Source organism: Treponema sp. OMZ 788 (assembly GCF_024181245.1).
GTDB lineage: Bacteria > Spirochaetota > Spirochaetia > Treponematales > Treponemataceae > Treponema_B.
Genome location: NZ_CP051199.1, coordinates 427,481 through 443,140, shown reverse-complemented (window position 1 = coordinate 443,140; position 15,660 = coordinate 427,481). Strand labels below are relative to the sequence as shown.

16 protein-coding genes are annotated in these 15,660 nt (G+C 35.5%); 10 read left to right on the top strand and 6 right to left on the bottom strand.

From position 1 onward, the window contains the following. The first annotated feature begins 395 nt into the window (after nt 1-395). The 9 genes from E4O00_RS02000 to E4O00_RS01960 all read left to right on the top strand — a co-directional run bounded on the left by E4O00_RS02000 (nt 396) and on the right by E4O00_RS01960 (nt 9,676). Nucleotides 396-995, top strand: a complete 600-nt coding sequence (locus E4O00_RS02000) for a hypothetical protein (protein WP_253678346.1) — start codon at nt 396-398, stop codon at nt 993-995. Nucleotides 996-1,012: 17 nt separating this feature from the next. After that, on the top strand, nt 1,013-2,260 hold the full coding sequence (locus E4O00_RS01995; protein WP_253678345.1) for a hypothetical protein: 1,248 nt from the start codon (nt 1,013-1,015) through the stop codon (nt 2,258-2,260). A 137-nt stretch (nt 2,261-2,397) separates the two neighbouring features. Beyond that, nucleotides 2,398-2,679: an AbaSI family restriction endonuclease gene (locus E4O00_RS01990; protein WP_253678344.1), complete on the top strand. Its 282-nt coding sequence runs from the start codon at nt 2,398-2,400 to the stop codon at nt 2,677-2,679. Between the two features lie 104 nt (nt 2,680-2,783). After that, on the top strand, nt 2,784-3,335 hold the full coding sequence (locus E4O00_RS01985) for a hypothetical protein (protein ID WP_253678343.1): 552 nt from the start codon (nt 2,784-2,786) through the stop codon (nt 3,333-3,335). Then, on the top strand, nt 3,320-4,435 hold the full coding sequence (locus E4O00_RS01980; protein WP_253678342.1) for an endonuclease domain-containing protein: 1,116 nt from the start codon (nt 3,320-3,322) through the stop codon (nt 4,433-4,435). The genes E4O00_RS01985 and E4O00_RS01980 overlap by 16 nt, the downstream gene beginning before the upstream one ends. A 265-nt stretch (nt 4,436-4,700) precedes the next feature. Then, nucleotides 4,701-5,027, top strand: a complete 327-nt coding sequence (locus E4O00_RS01975) for a tetratricopeptide repeat protein (protein WP_253678341.1) — start codon at nt 4,701-4,703, stop codon at nt 5,025-5,027. Further along, nucleotides 5,014-5,811, top strand: a complete 798-nt coding sequence (locus E4O00_RS01970) for a hypothetical protein (RefSeq protein ID WP_253678340.1) — start codon at nt 5,014-5,016, stop codon at nt 5,809-5,811. Before E4O00_RS01975 ends, E4O00_RS01970 begins: the two co-directional genes overlap by 14 nt. Nucleotides 5,812-5,822: 11 nt before the next feature. Then, nucleotides 5,823-8,606 (top strand): SEL1-like repeat protein, encoded by a 2,784-nt coding sequence (locus E4O00_RS01965; RefSeq protein ID WP_253678339.1) that lies wholly within the window; start codon nt 5,823-5,825, stop codon nt 8,604-8,606. Nucleotides 8,607-8,752: 146 nt separating this feature from the next. Then, a complete protein-coding gene (locus E4O00_RS01960; RefSeq protein ID WP_253678338.1) occupies nt 8,753-9,676 on the top strand; it encodes a M23 family metallopeptidase in 924 nt (307 codons plus the stop codon). Here the strand turns inward: E4O00_RS01960 and E4O00_RS01955 are convergent. From E4O00_RS01955 to E4O00_RS01935, 5 genes are read right to left on the bottom strand one after another with little or no spacing between them, the layout of a single operon-like run. Continuing rightward, nucleotides 9,673-10,158 carry a hypothetical protein gene (locus E4O00_RS01955; RefSeq protein WP_253678337.1) on the bottom strand — a complete coding sequence of 162 codons (486 nt, stop codon included), beginning with the start codon at nt 10,156-10,158 and terminating at the stop codon, nt 9,673-9,675. The genes E4O00_RS01960 and E4O00_RS01955 overlap by 4 nt on opposite strands. Beyond that, entirely contained in the window at nt 10,148-10,789 is a 642-nt protein-coding gene (locus E4O00_RS01950; RefSeq protein WP_253678336.1) for an RNA polymerase sigma factor, read from the bottom strand. Before E4O00_RS01950 ends, E4O00_RS01955 begins: the two co-directional genes overlap by 11 nt. After that, nucleotides 10,782-11,138 (bottom strand): hypothetical protein, encoded by a 357-nt coding sequence (locus E4O00_RS01945; RefSeq protein WP_253678335.1) that lies wholly within the window; start codon nt 11,136-11,138, stop codon nt 10,782-10,784. Before E4O00_RS01945 ends, E4O00_RS01950 begins: the two co-directional genes overlap by 8 nt. Before the next feature lie 32 nt (nt 11,139-11,170). Beyond that, a complete protein-coding gene (locus E4O00_RS01940) occupies nt 11,171-11,641 on the bottom strand; it encodes a flagellar basal body-associated FliL family protein (protein WP_253678334.1) in 471 nt (156 codons plus the stop codon). Nucleotides 11,642-11,666: 25 nt separating this feature from the next. Further along, nucleotides 11,667-12,875, bottom strand: a complete 1,209-nt coding sequence (locus tag E4O00_RS01935) for a mechanosensitive ion channel family protein (protein ID WP_253678333.1) — start codon at nt 12,873-12,875, stop codon at nt 11,667-11,669. Between the two features lie 123 nt (nt 12,876-12,998). Between E4O00_RS01935 and E4O00_RS01930 the strand changes: the two genes are divergently transcribed. After that, nucleotides 12,999-13,652 carry a response regulator transcription factor gene (locus tag E4O00_RS01930; protein WP_253678332.1) on the top strand — a complete coding sequence of 218 codons (654 nt, stop codon included), beginning with the start codon at nt 12,999-13,001 and terminating at the stop codon, nt 13,650-13,652. Between the two features lie 36 nt (nt 13,653-13,688). Here E4O00_RS01930 and E4O00_RS01925 read toward each other — a convergent pair whose 3' ends face one another. Further along, the gene (locus E4O00_RS01925) at nt 13,689-15,611 is read right to left on the bottom strand and encodes a leucine-rich repeat domain-containing protein (RefSeq protein ID WP_253678331.1); all 1,923 of its coding nucleotides are present in this window, start codon (nt 15,609-15,611) and stop codon (nt 13,689-13,691) included. Between the last annotated feature and the right edge of the window lie 49 nt (nt 15,612-15,660).

Sequence of the window (15,660 nt, the reverse complement as noted above, 5' to 3'; positions counted from 1 at the left end):
TTTAATCTTGCTTTATACTCTGTTGTGCTCGTATTAGTGAAGCAAGCTGGCGGTGTATTATTTTATAACTTTTCTTATTAGAAAATCTTTTTAAATGGACTATTTTTTTCTCTTAAATAGCAACCTATGTAAGTGTAAATTTACTTAGGTGTTTTTTTGTATGCATTCAAACTATATATAATAATTTCTATAAGGCAATTTAATGTCTCCGCCATTTTTGTAAATACAAAATAGGTGCGGATAAAAAATATAAATTGAAAGGAGGTGAAAATAAAAGCATTATTACAATGCGGTTAGGGGCAAACAAAATTTAAATGTATTTGCCGTTCAATAAAAGCCTTATGAGTTTGTGCTTGAAAACAAACCAAAAATAAAAAATTGCATAAGGAGTAAAAATGAAAAAAATAATCATTGCAGTATTTTTATTTCCTCTTGTTTTCATTTCTTGCATAAAAAATAAAGGAGTGGAATCACCATGCTATGGACAAACTTTTTCGAAAGAAGTGGTAGTAAAAGAAAGAGGAAAAACTTATGGGACAAAATCCAAAAAAGAGATTGTCGAAAAAAAATTGGATGAACTTTGTTTATTGGATTATTGGGGCGAAAGTCATGTTACAGTAACAATCAAAGACAAAGAACATGATATGTGGTGTTACAATGTTGTACAAAATGCGGGTTATACCGATGCAGAAATTCAATATTTACCTGCTGAAAACGTATCGAATTTTTATGGAGCATATTACAACATTATTCGAGACTGGGCAGATTCTATGGGCTATAAATTAGACAACACGAAAAATACCGACATTCCCTCTAAGGATCTGCCTGAAGCCGTTTATGAGCATTTAAAACAGACCAAAAGTTTAATAGGGTGTATATATTTTCCCGAAGAAAATTGTGTTTGGATAACTACATATTATCCGTTTTTAATGAGTGCAGCATTCGATACTTATTCTGAGATGAGAATAAGACGTGTACCGTTTTTTAAAAAATAAAATAGGAGTTTTTTATTATGAAAAAAATAATTATTACAATGTTATGTATAAGTTTTATGGTAAATGCCTTTGCATTGAAACTGCCTAACGGCGACAATGTAAGAACTGAAGATGTGGTTATGGATGGTGACACCATAGTTGAAGTAAAACTAAAAGAAAATGCAAAGATAACCACGCCTCTTAAGGGACAGCAGCTAATTGCTAATAGCGAAGAAACGGTGAAATTCTATAAAAGCGGTGCGCTAAAATCTTTTAAAGTAATGGGAAGAGACTATGAATATCAGTCCATAAAAATAGAAGATCAAGAAGTACAGATATACGGGATCATCGAGTTTTATGAATCCGGAGCTTTAAAAAACATCAAAATATTATATGAAAAACCTCTTCAAATAAATATTGAAAACACTCCAACACCTATTTTTCATAATATCACATTTTATGACAGCGGGAGTTCCGATAAGTTTAAAGTATATATATGTTTTTTGAAAAACGATATAGCAATTAACCGTAATGATACTACATTTAATATAACCAGTCTTGAATGGGATAATTCAAAAGGAGGAGACATCAGCTCTTATCATGAACTTTATCTTTTTGATAATGGAAAAATACTCAGCGGAATACTAAAAAAAGATACAACAATTAAAACAGACATGGGAGAATTCTTTGCTGCAAAGGGCAGAATTAACTTTTGGGAAGACGGATCGGTAAAATTATTTATGAATGGTGATACTATCATCGATACAATTGCAGGTATGAAGGTAAGTATTCCAGCCGAAACCAAAATGTCGATTTACAAAAACGGTAAGATCAGGAGTTTCCGTGTAAACACCGAAATACGATTTAAAGTAGGTGCAAATACCTATACCACAATAAAAGACAATACTAATTTTCCATTTGTAATAAGCGAGGATGAAAAAATAATATCTACACCTTGGGTAAGCTGGGACAATAACAATGATAGAAATTTTTCACGAGGAATAGTAGTTGACTCATTTGATTCTAAGTTAGAACCTCGCATTATATATAACGGTCATACCGGCTATAAATATGCAATTTATAATCGGGAAACAAAGGCCGGTATTAGCCCTGAAAAATTATATATGGCTGATGATTCTTATCTGTATTATCAACCGGGCGATACGGGAGAAGATATATGGATGGTATATTTTGACGGTAAGGGTATTCCTTCTACATATTGCGTTTACGATAAAATCACCGGCGAAAGAAATACCGAAAAAAAGCAATTTATAAAAAGAAAGTAAGAGATAATATTTTACACTGCCGATTAAGTCTTAAAAAGCTTAATCGGCAAAAGGGTTTAAATCACAGAGCCCTTCTTGAATTCTATTTGAATATAGATTATTATTAAGTCAATATATAAAAATAAGGAGTATCTTCTATGGAAAAAATCGAGCATATTTCCAAAATGTTTAACAAAAGGACAATAAACAAGGACTATGAAAATTTTGTGGTTAATGCAATTTATGCAAGAATTAATAACCCTGAACTCTTGCCTGTAACACAGCAATATGTAAGGAATATAACCTCTAAAGAGTATTATCTTTTGGATCTGTATTTTCCCCAGCTTAATTACGGCATTGAAGTTGACGAATCGCACCATCTTCAAAAAGAACAAAAAGAAGCGGATAAAAAAGAGCAGAAGATATTAAAACAACCATAGAATGTGATGAAGGAAGAATATCTATTTTCAAAGATTCTGGTGAACTCCGTACATATGAAGATGTTAATAAGCAAATCGATAGGGAAGTCGAAAAAATAAAAAAGATGATCGCAGAAAAAGAAGCAAGAGGCGAAAAACTAATATGGAAAGACAATGATGAACTAAAAGCTGAAGTTATTGCAAGAGGGTCCTTTAGAATTGATGATCAGGTCGATTATAAAAATATTACCGAAATTTATAATATTACCGGCCACCCTGCTAAACGCTTATCGACATGCTTTATACGGCTCAACACAAAATATAAGCTATGGGTTCCGCATCTTACCATAACCATGGATGACGGAAGTATGAATACCGTCGATAACTGGGTAAATACCTTGAATGCCGACCGAACGGAAATAACAGAGGTTGATCGAAACGGAAACAGATATGATGTACCTGAAGGGCCTTCAAACGAAGGTTTTCGAAGAATTGTCTTTATGCATCTAAAAGACAAATTCGGGCTGCCATGTATCCGTTTTATCGGCGTATTTGAAGCATTTGATACTAGGTATGTTAATGACGGCTGCCTTAGACGCTATAGAAGAATTGCAACGGAAATCGACATTGCCGATTTAAAAAAAATACTAAGGAGAAAAATATGGAATCAAAAATGAAGTATTTAGCACATACTCTTAATGTAAGAACTGTAAGAAAAAGATATGAAAATTTTGTTGTAAATGCAATTTACAGCAAAATTGATAATCCGGAGCTGGTACCTGTAACACAAAAATGTGTCCGCATCCCCAATTCAAACAATCATTATCTTTTGGATCTATACTTTCCTCAATTAAACTATGCAATTGAAGTCGATGAATCCCATCACTTTACACCTGAACAAATGGAGGCAGACAGACTCCGTACAGAATTTGTTAAAAAAACTCTTGGATGTAATGTAAGCCGAATATTGATTTATAAAATTATTAATGAAAATGAAATAGTCCGTAGAACTTATGAAGATGTTAATAAGCAAATCGATAGGGAAGTCGAAAAAATAAAGAAGATGATAGCAGAAAAAGAAGCAAATGGAGCCCCTCTTTTGTGGTCGGATTCATACACGGTAAAAAATGAGTTGCCATCTAAGAAAAATGGAGTTAAAAGTACAAAAGAAAAAACTAATACCGATATTCCAAAATCTTCAAATAAAAACTCGATTGCAAAAATGCTCAACAGGCCTGTAGATCCGATGCATCAACCGGGTGATATTTCATTTGAAAATATAGCGGTTTCTAACTGGGAAGTTAAGGACTGGCTTAATTTTATAAAAAAACTTGAAACAAGGGTTAGATATACAGTTTCTGGCAGGCGCAACACTCATTTCTGGTTTATAATGTCGGTAATAAAGGGCTTTGGAGGAAACCCTCATACAGACATTGGTTTGGAAATAAATACAAAACAACTTGTTGTAAAGCTTTATGTTAATGATGATATTCAAGATCCGGACAAACAAAAAGACTTTCGAAAACAGCAAAGAGATTCGATAGAAAGATATTTAATCGGAATAATGAATGAATTTCAGGAGTATGACATAAAGTATAATAAAAGAACAGGAAAATCCGTTATAATTTTTGAGATTCTTGACTTTCCCATTACAAGAGACGGGCAAAAAATTGACATGGAAAAAACAATTGAGCTTATCGAAACAGTCCAAAGCAAATTTGAGACTGTTGTGCCAAAATGGTCAAATAAACTGATAGCAGATAGGAATAAAGGTTAATCAGTAAAAATTTAGATAAGGTTTACTAATTGTATGGGAAAGAATTATTTTAAAATAAAAGAAAATAGCAAAAAAAAAGAGGCAAAACAACGTTTACAAGATATCTCCCGAAAATAACCTCTGCACAGCGGTTTTACAAATCAATGTTCAGCCGCTGTGCCGTTCCTTTAAAAAATTTTTTGTGAACAATTTTTATTAGTAAATATATTTTGTGCTCAAATTCTATTTAAGCATAGAATTTATTATAAAAAATCCGGAGGTACTTATGAAAATACCCTTTGGTGCTTTATTTTGCTACTTAGCATTAACAAAAAAAAGAGTTTCCTTAGTCGAAGGAAAGGCCCTGTTTAAGCTGGGAGAAATCAGCGAATACGGAAGAGGCGAAACTCCAAAAGACGAAAAAAAAGCCTTGCAGTTTTACATAGCCTCGGCACAAAAAGGTTATACCGATGCCGAAACTGCCATAGGAAGATTCTATGAAGAAGGTAAAGGCGGTTTGCAAAAAAATGAAAAAGAAGCCCTAAAATGGTATAAAAAAGCTGCCCGAAAGGGAAATAAATCGGCACAGGAAAAACTAAATGGAAAAAACTAAGATGTATCCTTTTTGTCAAATTCTTTATAAGACAGACGATAGTCCGGGCTGGCTTTACGGCATAATTGCAGGAGACAAAAATACGGCCGAACAAAAATGCAAAAAAAATTTTACTTCATATCAAATTGTAGGCGAAAATAAGAGCACTAAAGAAGTAAAAGACCATTACCCTTACAAACTTAACTCGGCCGATGCTCATCTTACAACCGACTGGATTTACAATATAGAAACGGATAGATGGTTTTTGCCTGAAGAAACCATCCCCTGCCCCGCTTCTCCTTGTACGGATGCAAAAAAAATAAAAATCGGCTTCGATCTTTCAGACGGCAAACGGTCTGACGACAACTCTCTCAGAGAATTATTGGAATACTACACAGAAGAAAAAGACATATACTGTAACGACACCGTTTATATTACGGCCTGTATTGCCATCAAGGTTGATAAGAAAAAAAATTGGCTCTGTATTAACTACTCAGGCTATGTCTATGAAAATTTTATAAACTTCATTGAAGGCGTTAAAGCCGATAAATATTCGTATTTGATCATAGATGAGTTTAATTTTATAAAAATCATCTCATGGCCGCAAGGGGAAAAATGCAGGATAAAAATTCAATCCTATGAGGTTTTTATCGATCTAATCCATGACATTGCAGACTTTTCAATCGGCAAGGAAGTTTTTATATGTTCAATAAGCAAACTTATTGAATACCTCAATAATACATATAAGAGGTTGGACAAGGAAGTCCGAGCCGCCTACAAACTACAAAAAAAGAAGTTAAAATAAGGAGTGTACAAATGAATAAAAAAACGGAAATCAAATTATTGAAAGAAAAAGCTCAAAAGGGCAATGCGAAATCTATGTGTGAATTAGCTCTTTTATATGCGAATGGAGATAAGGGGCTTTCTAAAGATGAAAAGGCGGCATTAGAATTATTAAAAAAAGCAGCCGATAAAGGTTATACAAAGGGTATGACCGGTATAGGAGGCTTTTATTCCTTGGGGCTGGCAGGGCTTGAAAAAAATGTAGATAAGGCTTTAGAATGGTTTTTAAAAGCTGCCGATAAAGGCGATGCCTCAGCTATGTATCTTATAGCCAAGGCCTATGAAGACGGTCTTGAAGAATCGAAACAAGACAAAATGACGGCTTTTGAATGGTATAAAAAAGCTGCAAAAAAAGCTTCTCCCGTTAAAGGTGCCGCCATATACGAAATAGCCCGCTATTACGAAATAGGCCGTGGAGACATAAAGCAGAATCCCAAAAAAGCAATAGACTTATATAAAAAATCCTTTGAGGAAGGATATTCGGAAGCAGCATATATGCTTGCTAACCTATACTACATTTTAGATTTTCAAAAACCTCAATCTAAAGAATACAAAAAAGAAGCCGTTAACTGGTACTTAAAAGCCGCTAAAAAAAATCATAGAGATGCAATGTTTGAAACGGCCGAGTTTTATATGGAAGGAGCCGGAGATTTTTTTAAAAAAGATGTAAAAAAAGCCGTAAAATGGTATCTTAAAGCCGCAAATGCAGGACAAAAAAAAGCTATCTTTGTTATTGGAAGTTTTTATGACCAAGGTATAAACTCTCTAGCCCAAGACAAAAAAAAGGCTCTCGAATGGTTTAAAAAAACGGGAGAAGATGATCTTTTCTGCAAAATCGGAGACTTTTATAAAGACAGTGGGTACAGAACATACGGCTTCAATAATTCAAAAAAAATAGCCCTAAGCTATTATAAAAAGGCTGCAAAAAAAGGAAGCATAGATGCCATGTATAAAATAGGCGGGTTATACAGATCCGAACTTGACGATAAAGACAAAAATATAAAAACAGCCTCAGAATGGTACAAAAAAGCGGCTGATACAGGCGACAAAAAGTCAATGCACACATTGGGAGAATGCTACATAGAGGAAAAAGACGTTCAAAAAGCTTTAGAATGGTTTGAAAAAGCTTCCAAGGCAGGCAACATAGATTCTACACTTAAATTAGGGCTTTACTATGAATACGGCTATGAAGGCTTTGTAAAGGATGAAAAAAAGTCTCTTGAATACTATAAAAAAGCCTTAAAAGAAGATCCGTCACATGCAGAGGCCTTGTACGGTATGGGAAGATTCTGCGAGCACGGAAAAGGCGGCCTTCCTCAAGATGAAAATAAGGCCTTAGACTACTATGAAAAAGCCATAGACAATGAAAAAAACTCCTTAAAATATGCCTATCTAAAATTGTTATTCAGCGGACAAAATCAAAGCTCCTCTCGTGAGGAAGCAACAGACGCTCAAACAAATGATCAAGCTTCAGACAAAAAGAAAGATATAATGTACCAAATAGGCCGTAATTACCTCAATAAAGGAAGAACAAATTCCTTTCAGCGTGATGAAAAAAACGCATTAAAATGGTTTCAAAAAGCCTTTGAGGCAGGTGATGATGATGCAGCATATACTATAGGTTCTACCTATGAAGAACAAAAAGATGATCTTATGGCTTTAGAATGGTATAAAAAAGCTGCCGATAATGGGGACAACGATGCAATATACAAGATCGGCTGCTTATACATTTATACAAAAAACAATTCAATCAAAAATAATAGGGAAGGCATAAACTGGCTTCAAAAAGCGGCAGCCCTAGGCTATGACTCTGCTATCAGTGAATTAAAGTATCTATATAGCGACGGCAGCGATCCGTTCTGTAACGAAATTCTATCTGATGAAGAAATAACCGAAAGCGACATAGATTGGTACAAAAAAAATGCACTCAGTGAGGGAAATGAGCGAGATATGTACCTCATAGGAAGATTTTATGAAAAAGGGAGCCGTGGATATAAAAAAGATGAAGCCCAAGCCTTGGAATGGTACATAAAAGCTGCAGAAAAAGGATACACTCAAGCTATGGCGCTAGTTGCATATTTTTATGCTTACGGTCCAGGCGGCTTAAAAAAAGACGAAAAAGAAGCCCTAAAATGGTATAAAAAAATAGGTAAAAAGGATAATGGATGCAGTCTCTATAATGAAGCCCACTTCTATGAATCCGAATATACCAATCTGGTAGTGGATAAAAAAAGAGCTTTAAAACTATATAAACTCTCAGCCGAATTCGGATACACAGATGCACTTTATAACATAGGATGCCTCTATGAGGAAGGACCGGACGGCATAAAAAAAGACGAAAAAGAAGCCTTAAAATACTATCAAAAAGCCGTCGAAAACGGAAGCTGCATAGGTATGATAAAAATGGCCTATATTTATGACTATGGACTATGCGGATTAAAAAAAGATAAAAAAGAAGCCCTAAAATGGTATAAAAAAATAGGTAAAGAAGATAAGGGATACACTCTTTATATGCACGCCCGGTACTATGAATCCGGCTGTGACGATCAAGGACCGGATAAAAAAAGAGCTTTAAAACTATATAAACTCTCAGCCGAATTCGGATACACAGATGCACTTTGTAAAATAGGATACTTATATGAGGAGGGACCGGACGGATTAAAAAAAGACGAAAAAAAAGCCTTAGGATGGTTTAAAAGGGCAGCAGCTAAAGGAAGCGTCGAAGCAAAAAAAAGCCATGGAGGATTTATACTGTAAAATAAAAGAGGGAGAGGATAAATAAAAAAAGCTCTTATACCTCACCTTGCAATTTTTCATATTTTTTATTATACTTTTAATCGTAAAGAGTGAATAAACTTAGCTCTTATGCCGATAATCAGATCGAAAAAGTTTTGCAGGTTTAAATGAAAAAAAATCACTATTTGTTTGCAGGTATAATAGTTTTTCTCCTAGTACTCGGTACAGCCTATTTCGCGCTAAACGGGTTTAATGTTATTAGTTCACCTGAAACCGCATTGGATGACGGAATGGGAGGAGGAGACACAAGGCTGCCGACTTTTAGACCCGACAAGGAAATTTCGGATATAACACTTCCTCCGCTTGACTACATAGTGTATTCGGTAAAAAAAGGCGACATGGTAGGCGAAATAGCTTCCCGCTACGGGGTAAGTCAGGATGCAATTATAAGCGTAAACAAGCTTCGAAACACACGAACCCTTCAAATAGGACAACTCTTAAAGATTCCTTCAATGGACGGAATTGTTTATACGCCAAAAAAAGGCGACACACCTGAAAAATTAGCCGATACCTATAAAATTTCGCTGGAAAAACTTGCACTGGTAAATAATATTTCGGACAACAATGTTCTAAAAGCAGGTTCCGTTATCTTTTTGCCTGATGCAAAGCTGGATTGGGTTACCCTACAAGAAATTAACGGAGATCTTTTTAAGTCTCCTATACACGGAAGATACAGGGTAACCTCCCGCTACGGCTGGAGACGGGACCCTTTTACGGGGAAACGAAGCTTTCATAACGGAATAGACCTTGCAACATACTACGGAGCTCCAATTTACGCTGCCCTTCCCGGAACCGTGGCCGCAACCGGATACAGCAATGTGTACGGTAACTATGTGATAATCAGACATCACTCCGGCTATCAAACCCTTTACGGGCACATGCATACTATTTTAACTTCAAGAGGAAGATATGTTACACCTCAAAGTAAGATAGGAACAGTAGGAACTACAGGAAGAAGCACCGGCCCCCATGTCCACTTTACGGTCTATAAAAACGGAGCAACAATAAACCCTGTAGCCGTATGGAACTAGGCCATCTCTTTTTTTAAATCAAACTTTTTTACAAAAAAATCAAGATTCCGGTAAACAAAAAGAGCCGAATAAACGCTCACAAAGACTGAAAATACAAGGGCAAAGGGAATTACAAAACTAAGTTTAAAATTTTCGGCAGCCCATTTACCTATTTCTGTAAAAGGTATGTAGGCAAGACCGACAATCATCAATACGCCTACAACAGCCCAAGGCAGGATACTTACATTCGGCAGCCGGTATTTTTCGGCCTGCAAGCTAAAAAAATCCGGGACAGCGGCCTGAATTTTCAGCATCGTTTTTTCCGTCAGAACCTCGTCTGCCTTGGCGTGAAAAGAAGATGTATATAGATTTGATGCTTGAGTAAGAGCACGGACAAGGCTGCGGCACTTTTTACACCGCAAAAGGTGAAAGGTAACCGTAAAAGGAACCGCCTCATGCTTATCAAGCATCATATAGCGGTTAATAGCTTCATTACATGTCATAGGCCAAATTCAATTTAAATAAAACCGGATATTCAGGAATTTCCTCTTGTCCGTAAATTCCCTGATTTTCAAGCTCTGTCTTTAATATTTTTTTTGAACGGAAAATATGGGACTTAATCGTATTTACAGGGATTCCGGTAACGGACTCTATATCCGCATAGGGCATATCATAAAAAAAGTATAGGTCTATACAGATTTTATATTTTTCGGGAAGTTCATTGACAGCCTGCCTGATTGCGTTTTTTACACAATTTTGAATCTGCCTTTCTTCGGGTGTAAGGTCATTGGTTTTTATCTCAAAATCGTCAAAGGCGGAAACGAATTCTCTCTTACGCTTAACAGAGTTTATTGCCGCATTATAAGCAATTCTCATCATCCATGTAGAAAAAGAAGACTCTCCTCGGAATTTCGGCAGAGCCGAAAAAGTTTTAAGCATTATATCCTGCACAAAATCTTCCGAGTCATCATGATTTTTAAAAAAACTCATCCCCAAAGAGTAGACTCGCTTTTGATATTTTGAAGCGATTATGCTGAAAGCCTCGGTATTTCCTGCAAGGACGGCCTTACATAGGAGGCGGTCTTGCACGGCTTCGGGAGATTCTTTTCTGAGGAAGCCGGAAAATTTAATCATCTTTAACCTTTCCCTTTCCGGATTTTGACGAAATTATGTAATATACCAAAAGGCCTGTACCGCAGCTTAGAGGCACAAGGCCGCCCAAAAGAACATAGCTTACTCCGTCTATTACGGAAAAAAGGGCTGTCAAAACACTGCCGATCATAAATAAAAGAATGCCAGAAATAAGACAAAAACCCGACAAATTGAATTTTATCGGAACATAGGTTTTGGTTTGAATTTGACAGATTATCTGCTTGTTGCGCCAAAACAAATAGAAAAAAATTAAAACTCCGGCCATGACAATGCCGACTATAGGAACAACAGCTATAATAATTTGTGCAGCAGCAACAGGTTGTCCGCTCATTTTAATCCTCCAAAATTTTACCCTTAACAATTTTATTCCAAAATAACAAAGTCCTTAAAATATATCCGCTTTATACGCGATAAATTTAAGATAGAATTTATCTCGGCCAATACTTCTTTTTTGACCTCATTTTCAGGCATGGTATAAAGCTCATATACGGTTTTTTGCGAAAACCAATCGATAAGGCTTTTTCGGATAGCTTCCTTTTTTTGAACAAGCTCTTCTTCAAAGGCCTTATCTTCCGAATTATACTCCAAAACGGGAAAAACGACAAGGGTTCCGGGAGTCTTATCGGCCGTAGGAATTCTAAGCCTGCCTAAATCGGAATAAAGAGCTTTTTTTCCGCGTATCTCCGAAGGGCTTTCAGGTCTTACAACCTCATCAGTCTTTTTTCCCTTAAAAAGAGAAAAAACGGAACCTGCAATTATAATTACGATTAACGCAAAAAGGAGATATTTAAGAAAGATATACAATGTTAAGCCCTTCCGTTTATTTTTAACCATAAAAGCCCTCTATAACAGTAAGTTTTTAATTTTTTGCCAAAAAACCGCCTACAGGATATTGGAAGATTCTAAGGTCAAATTCGTGGACGGCCGCAAAAAGGTGGTCAAAAATATCGGCCTGAATTTTTTCATATTCGCTCCAGAGCGTAGTTGCCGTAAAAACATAAATCTCCAAGGGAATTCCGGTAGCTCCCGGTTCAAGCTGGCGTACTAAAAAGGTCAAATCCTTCCTCAAAGAATCAAGGCTTTGAAGATAGCGCGTAACATACATTCTAAAGGTTCCGATATTGGTAAGCCTTCTATCGTTTAAAGGATGCTCGGTATCGCTTCCGTATTGGGCACTTATGTCGGCACTCTCGACTTCGGCAAAATAGGACTTTAAAAGATCTATCTTCCCTACCCTGCGCCTAAGCTCTTCATCCATAAATTTGACCGAAGAAACATCCAAAAAGATTGAACGCTTGATACGCCTTCCGCCAGTTTCCTGCATGCCGCGCCAGTTTTTAAAACCGCTTTGCATAAGATCGCTTGTAGGTAAAACCGAAATCGTCTTATCCCAGTTTTGAATTTTTATTGTATGCAGGGCGACCTCGGTAACATCTCCGTCGGCATCGTACTTAGGAACGGAAATCCAATCTCCTCTTCTAACCAAATCGTATGAAGAAATTTGCAAGCTAGCCACAAAAGAAAGAATAGTTTCGCGGAAGACCAAAAGAAGAACAGCCGTCATCGCTCCTATTCCGCTTAAGAGGGTTAAGGGCGACTTGCCGCTGATTGTTCCAGCCGCAATTATAAAACCGGTAATGTAAACAATCAGGATAAAAACCTGAATATAGCTGCGGTACGGCTTTCCTTTAAACTGAGGGGCATTTTCGGTATAGGCAGTAAGCCCGTCCAAAAGGCCGTGCAGGAGCCTTATGATTATCCAGATTAAAATAATACTTGAAAGCTTTTGCATGACAGCGGCACCGAAGCTAAGCTTTAGAGACAAAAAATTAAAGGCAAATATGTAGATGATTAAAGAAATGCGTTCAACATGAAGCTTATCAAAAATATAATCATCCAACTTGCTCTTTGTCTTAGCCGTAAGGCGTGAAATAATCTTTCTTATTGCTCCCGTGGCTGTCCTTTTTAATATTTTATGAAGAATAAAAGAAACAGCCAAAACGTTAATCAGCCAAAAAATATCGCTTCGCACAGAATATTCCGAAAGCCACATTTGAAAATTATTCATAATATTTTGCATAAAATACACCGTCCATCTCTTTTAATTCTAATTAAAATGATGAAGTCTGTAAAGAGCTTTTGAAAATCTAAGTTCTTGATTCAGGCATACAAACTGTGTTATAGTAGCCATATGAGAATAGCGATTGTAGACGATGAAAAGCTCATATGCGAGGGATTAAAAATTATTTTTTCTACCTATCCTGATATTGAGGTTGTTGCAACAGGAAATAACGGAAATGAAGCTTTCAAAATATGTGAAGAGAAAAGGCCTGAACTCCTCCTCATGGATATAAGAATGCCCGAATGTAACGGCGTGGAAGCCGCAAAAAAAATAAAAAAAGATTTTCCCGATATAAAAATATTGATTCTTACCACCTTTAACGATACCGAATATATTCAAAAAGCCCTTCAATACGGAGCGTCCGGCTATCTTTTAAAAGACAGCTCTCCTGATGTAATCTATGACGGAATCAAGGCTGCAATTTCGGGGAACATCGTCATAAACCCCGAGGTCGCAAAAACCATGCTTTTTGAAAATCATGAAGAAACGGAAGAAAGAGTTTTAAAAACCTTGCAGGAAATTCAAGATGAGTACGGATTGAGCCAAAAAGAAGTAGAAATTATAAGGCTCGTTTCGGAAGGGCTTTCAAATAAACAGATTGCCTATAAGCAAGGCCTTTCTGAAGGCACAATCAAAAACAATATTTCGGTAATCTTTGATAAGACCTTTGTTTCGGATAGAACACAGCTCGCCGCCTTTGCCTTTAAAAACGGGATTGTGTAGGGTTTCGGCACAGGATAGAGAACAAAAAAAATCTCATCATACTCCTTCGTATAAAATCCATTTTTCTTCTTTTGAAGAATCATTGCAGTCATACAGATTCCAGCCTTTTGCATTTGCGTTTTTTACCTGCTCCCTTGTACATGAGTTTTCATTTTCGGACGAAGGCTTAGCACTGTTTTTGATTATAAGTGAACCTTTTTTATTGCTTAAAGAAAGATCGGGTAAACTAGAAATAAGAGCATCCATTTTGCCGCCCCTTATGCCGTTGGCATAGCAAAAAATACGATTTAAAAATTTATTATTTTTTATATTAAGATTATCAAGTCCCGTACCGCTGTAAGATAATTTCGTTAAAGACGGATTTTTACTTATATCCAGAGCTTTTAAAGGATTAAAACTACAAATGAGACTGGTCAAAAAAATATTTTTACTTATATCAATAAATTCAATCTTATTTTTGTTGCATTCTAAGATTTCTAATTTTTGGTTTTCATTCAAATTAAGTTCAGAAAGGCGATTTTCACCACAATACAATTCAGTTAATTCTTTATTTTTACTTATATCAATTTTAGATAACTGATTTTGACCAAAACTCAATTTTGTCAAACCTATATTTTTACTTACATCAAGTTTACTAAGTTGGTTACCCCAACAGACTAATTCAGTCAAAGCAATATTTTTATTTATAGCAAGTTCTATCAATTGATTTTGACTGCAATATAATTTTGTTAGAGCAGTATTGTTACTTACATCAAGTTCTGTCAAATAATTATCCCAACAAGCAATAATCAGCAAATCTATATTATTTGTTAGATCCAGTGATTTAAGTTGATTATCCCAACATCCCAAATGAATTAAATCCGTATTATTACAAATGATAAGCTCTTCTATTTTGTTGTCGCTACATAGTAATTCTTTTAACTTTTTATTTTCAGCCAAATCAAGGGATTTCAATAAATTATTCTCACACCAAAATTCAGTCAAAGAAACTAAATTTGTAGTATCTAAATTTTTTATTTTATTTTCACCACAACGTAAAATTTGTAAATCGATATTTTTGCTTACATCAAGTTCCGGCAGCTGATTATCCCAACAGGCTAATTCAGTCAATGCAGTATTTTTGCTTACATCAAGTGTAGTAAATTGATTTTGGCTACAATTCAATTTAAGCAAAGCAATATTCTTGCTTAGATCAAGTGAAATAAAACTATTTTCAGTACAAATCAATTCAGTCAAAGCAGTATTTTTGCTTACATCTAGTTCTGTAAGCCGGTTTTCGCTACAATCTAATTCAATCAAAAATGTATTTTTACTTACATCAAGCTTTTTAAGCGGATTACCCCAAGAGTATAACTCAGTTAAAGCTACATTCTTAGTTACATCAAGACTTTTCAGCTGATTTTGGCTGCAATATAATTTTGTTAGACTAGGATTGTTACTTACATCCAGTTCTGTAAGCTTATTTTCATCACAACCTAATTCGGTTAGTGCAGTGTTTTTGCTCAAATCAAGCTTTTTAAGCTTATTTGTTCTAAAACTTAACCGACACAGTTCTTTATTTTTACTTAAATCGATTGTTTCAAATTCGTTAAATTCCAAAAAAAGCGTAGTTAAAAGTAAATTCTTACTTAAATCAAGCTCTTTAAGTTTATTTTTATTACACTCCAAGATGCTTAAAGAAGCACAGCCTTGGGTATTTAGGGCTTGGATTTCATTATTTTCACAATAAAATTCGGTTATTTCGCCTGTAAATATGACTATATTTTTTTCGGGATGTAAAATGACTTCTTCATCGTTTGGTATTTCTTTTTCGGCACAGCCTTTTACCTGTATTTTACTTTTATCGGCTGTTATTGCCTTGATTTTTATTTCTTCCTTACCGAGCGGTAAGATAATAGAAATCCCGTTTTTAACTAAGGGAGCAGATAAGTTTTTCCCTTTACTTATAGTTTTGCTCATAGATACCTTCCCTTTAAAATAAACCTTCCGATAAATTCATCAAACGCAG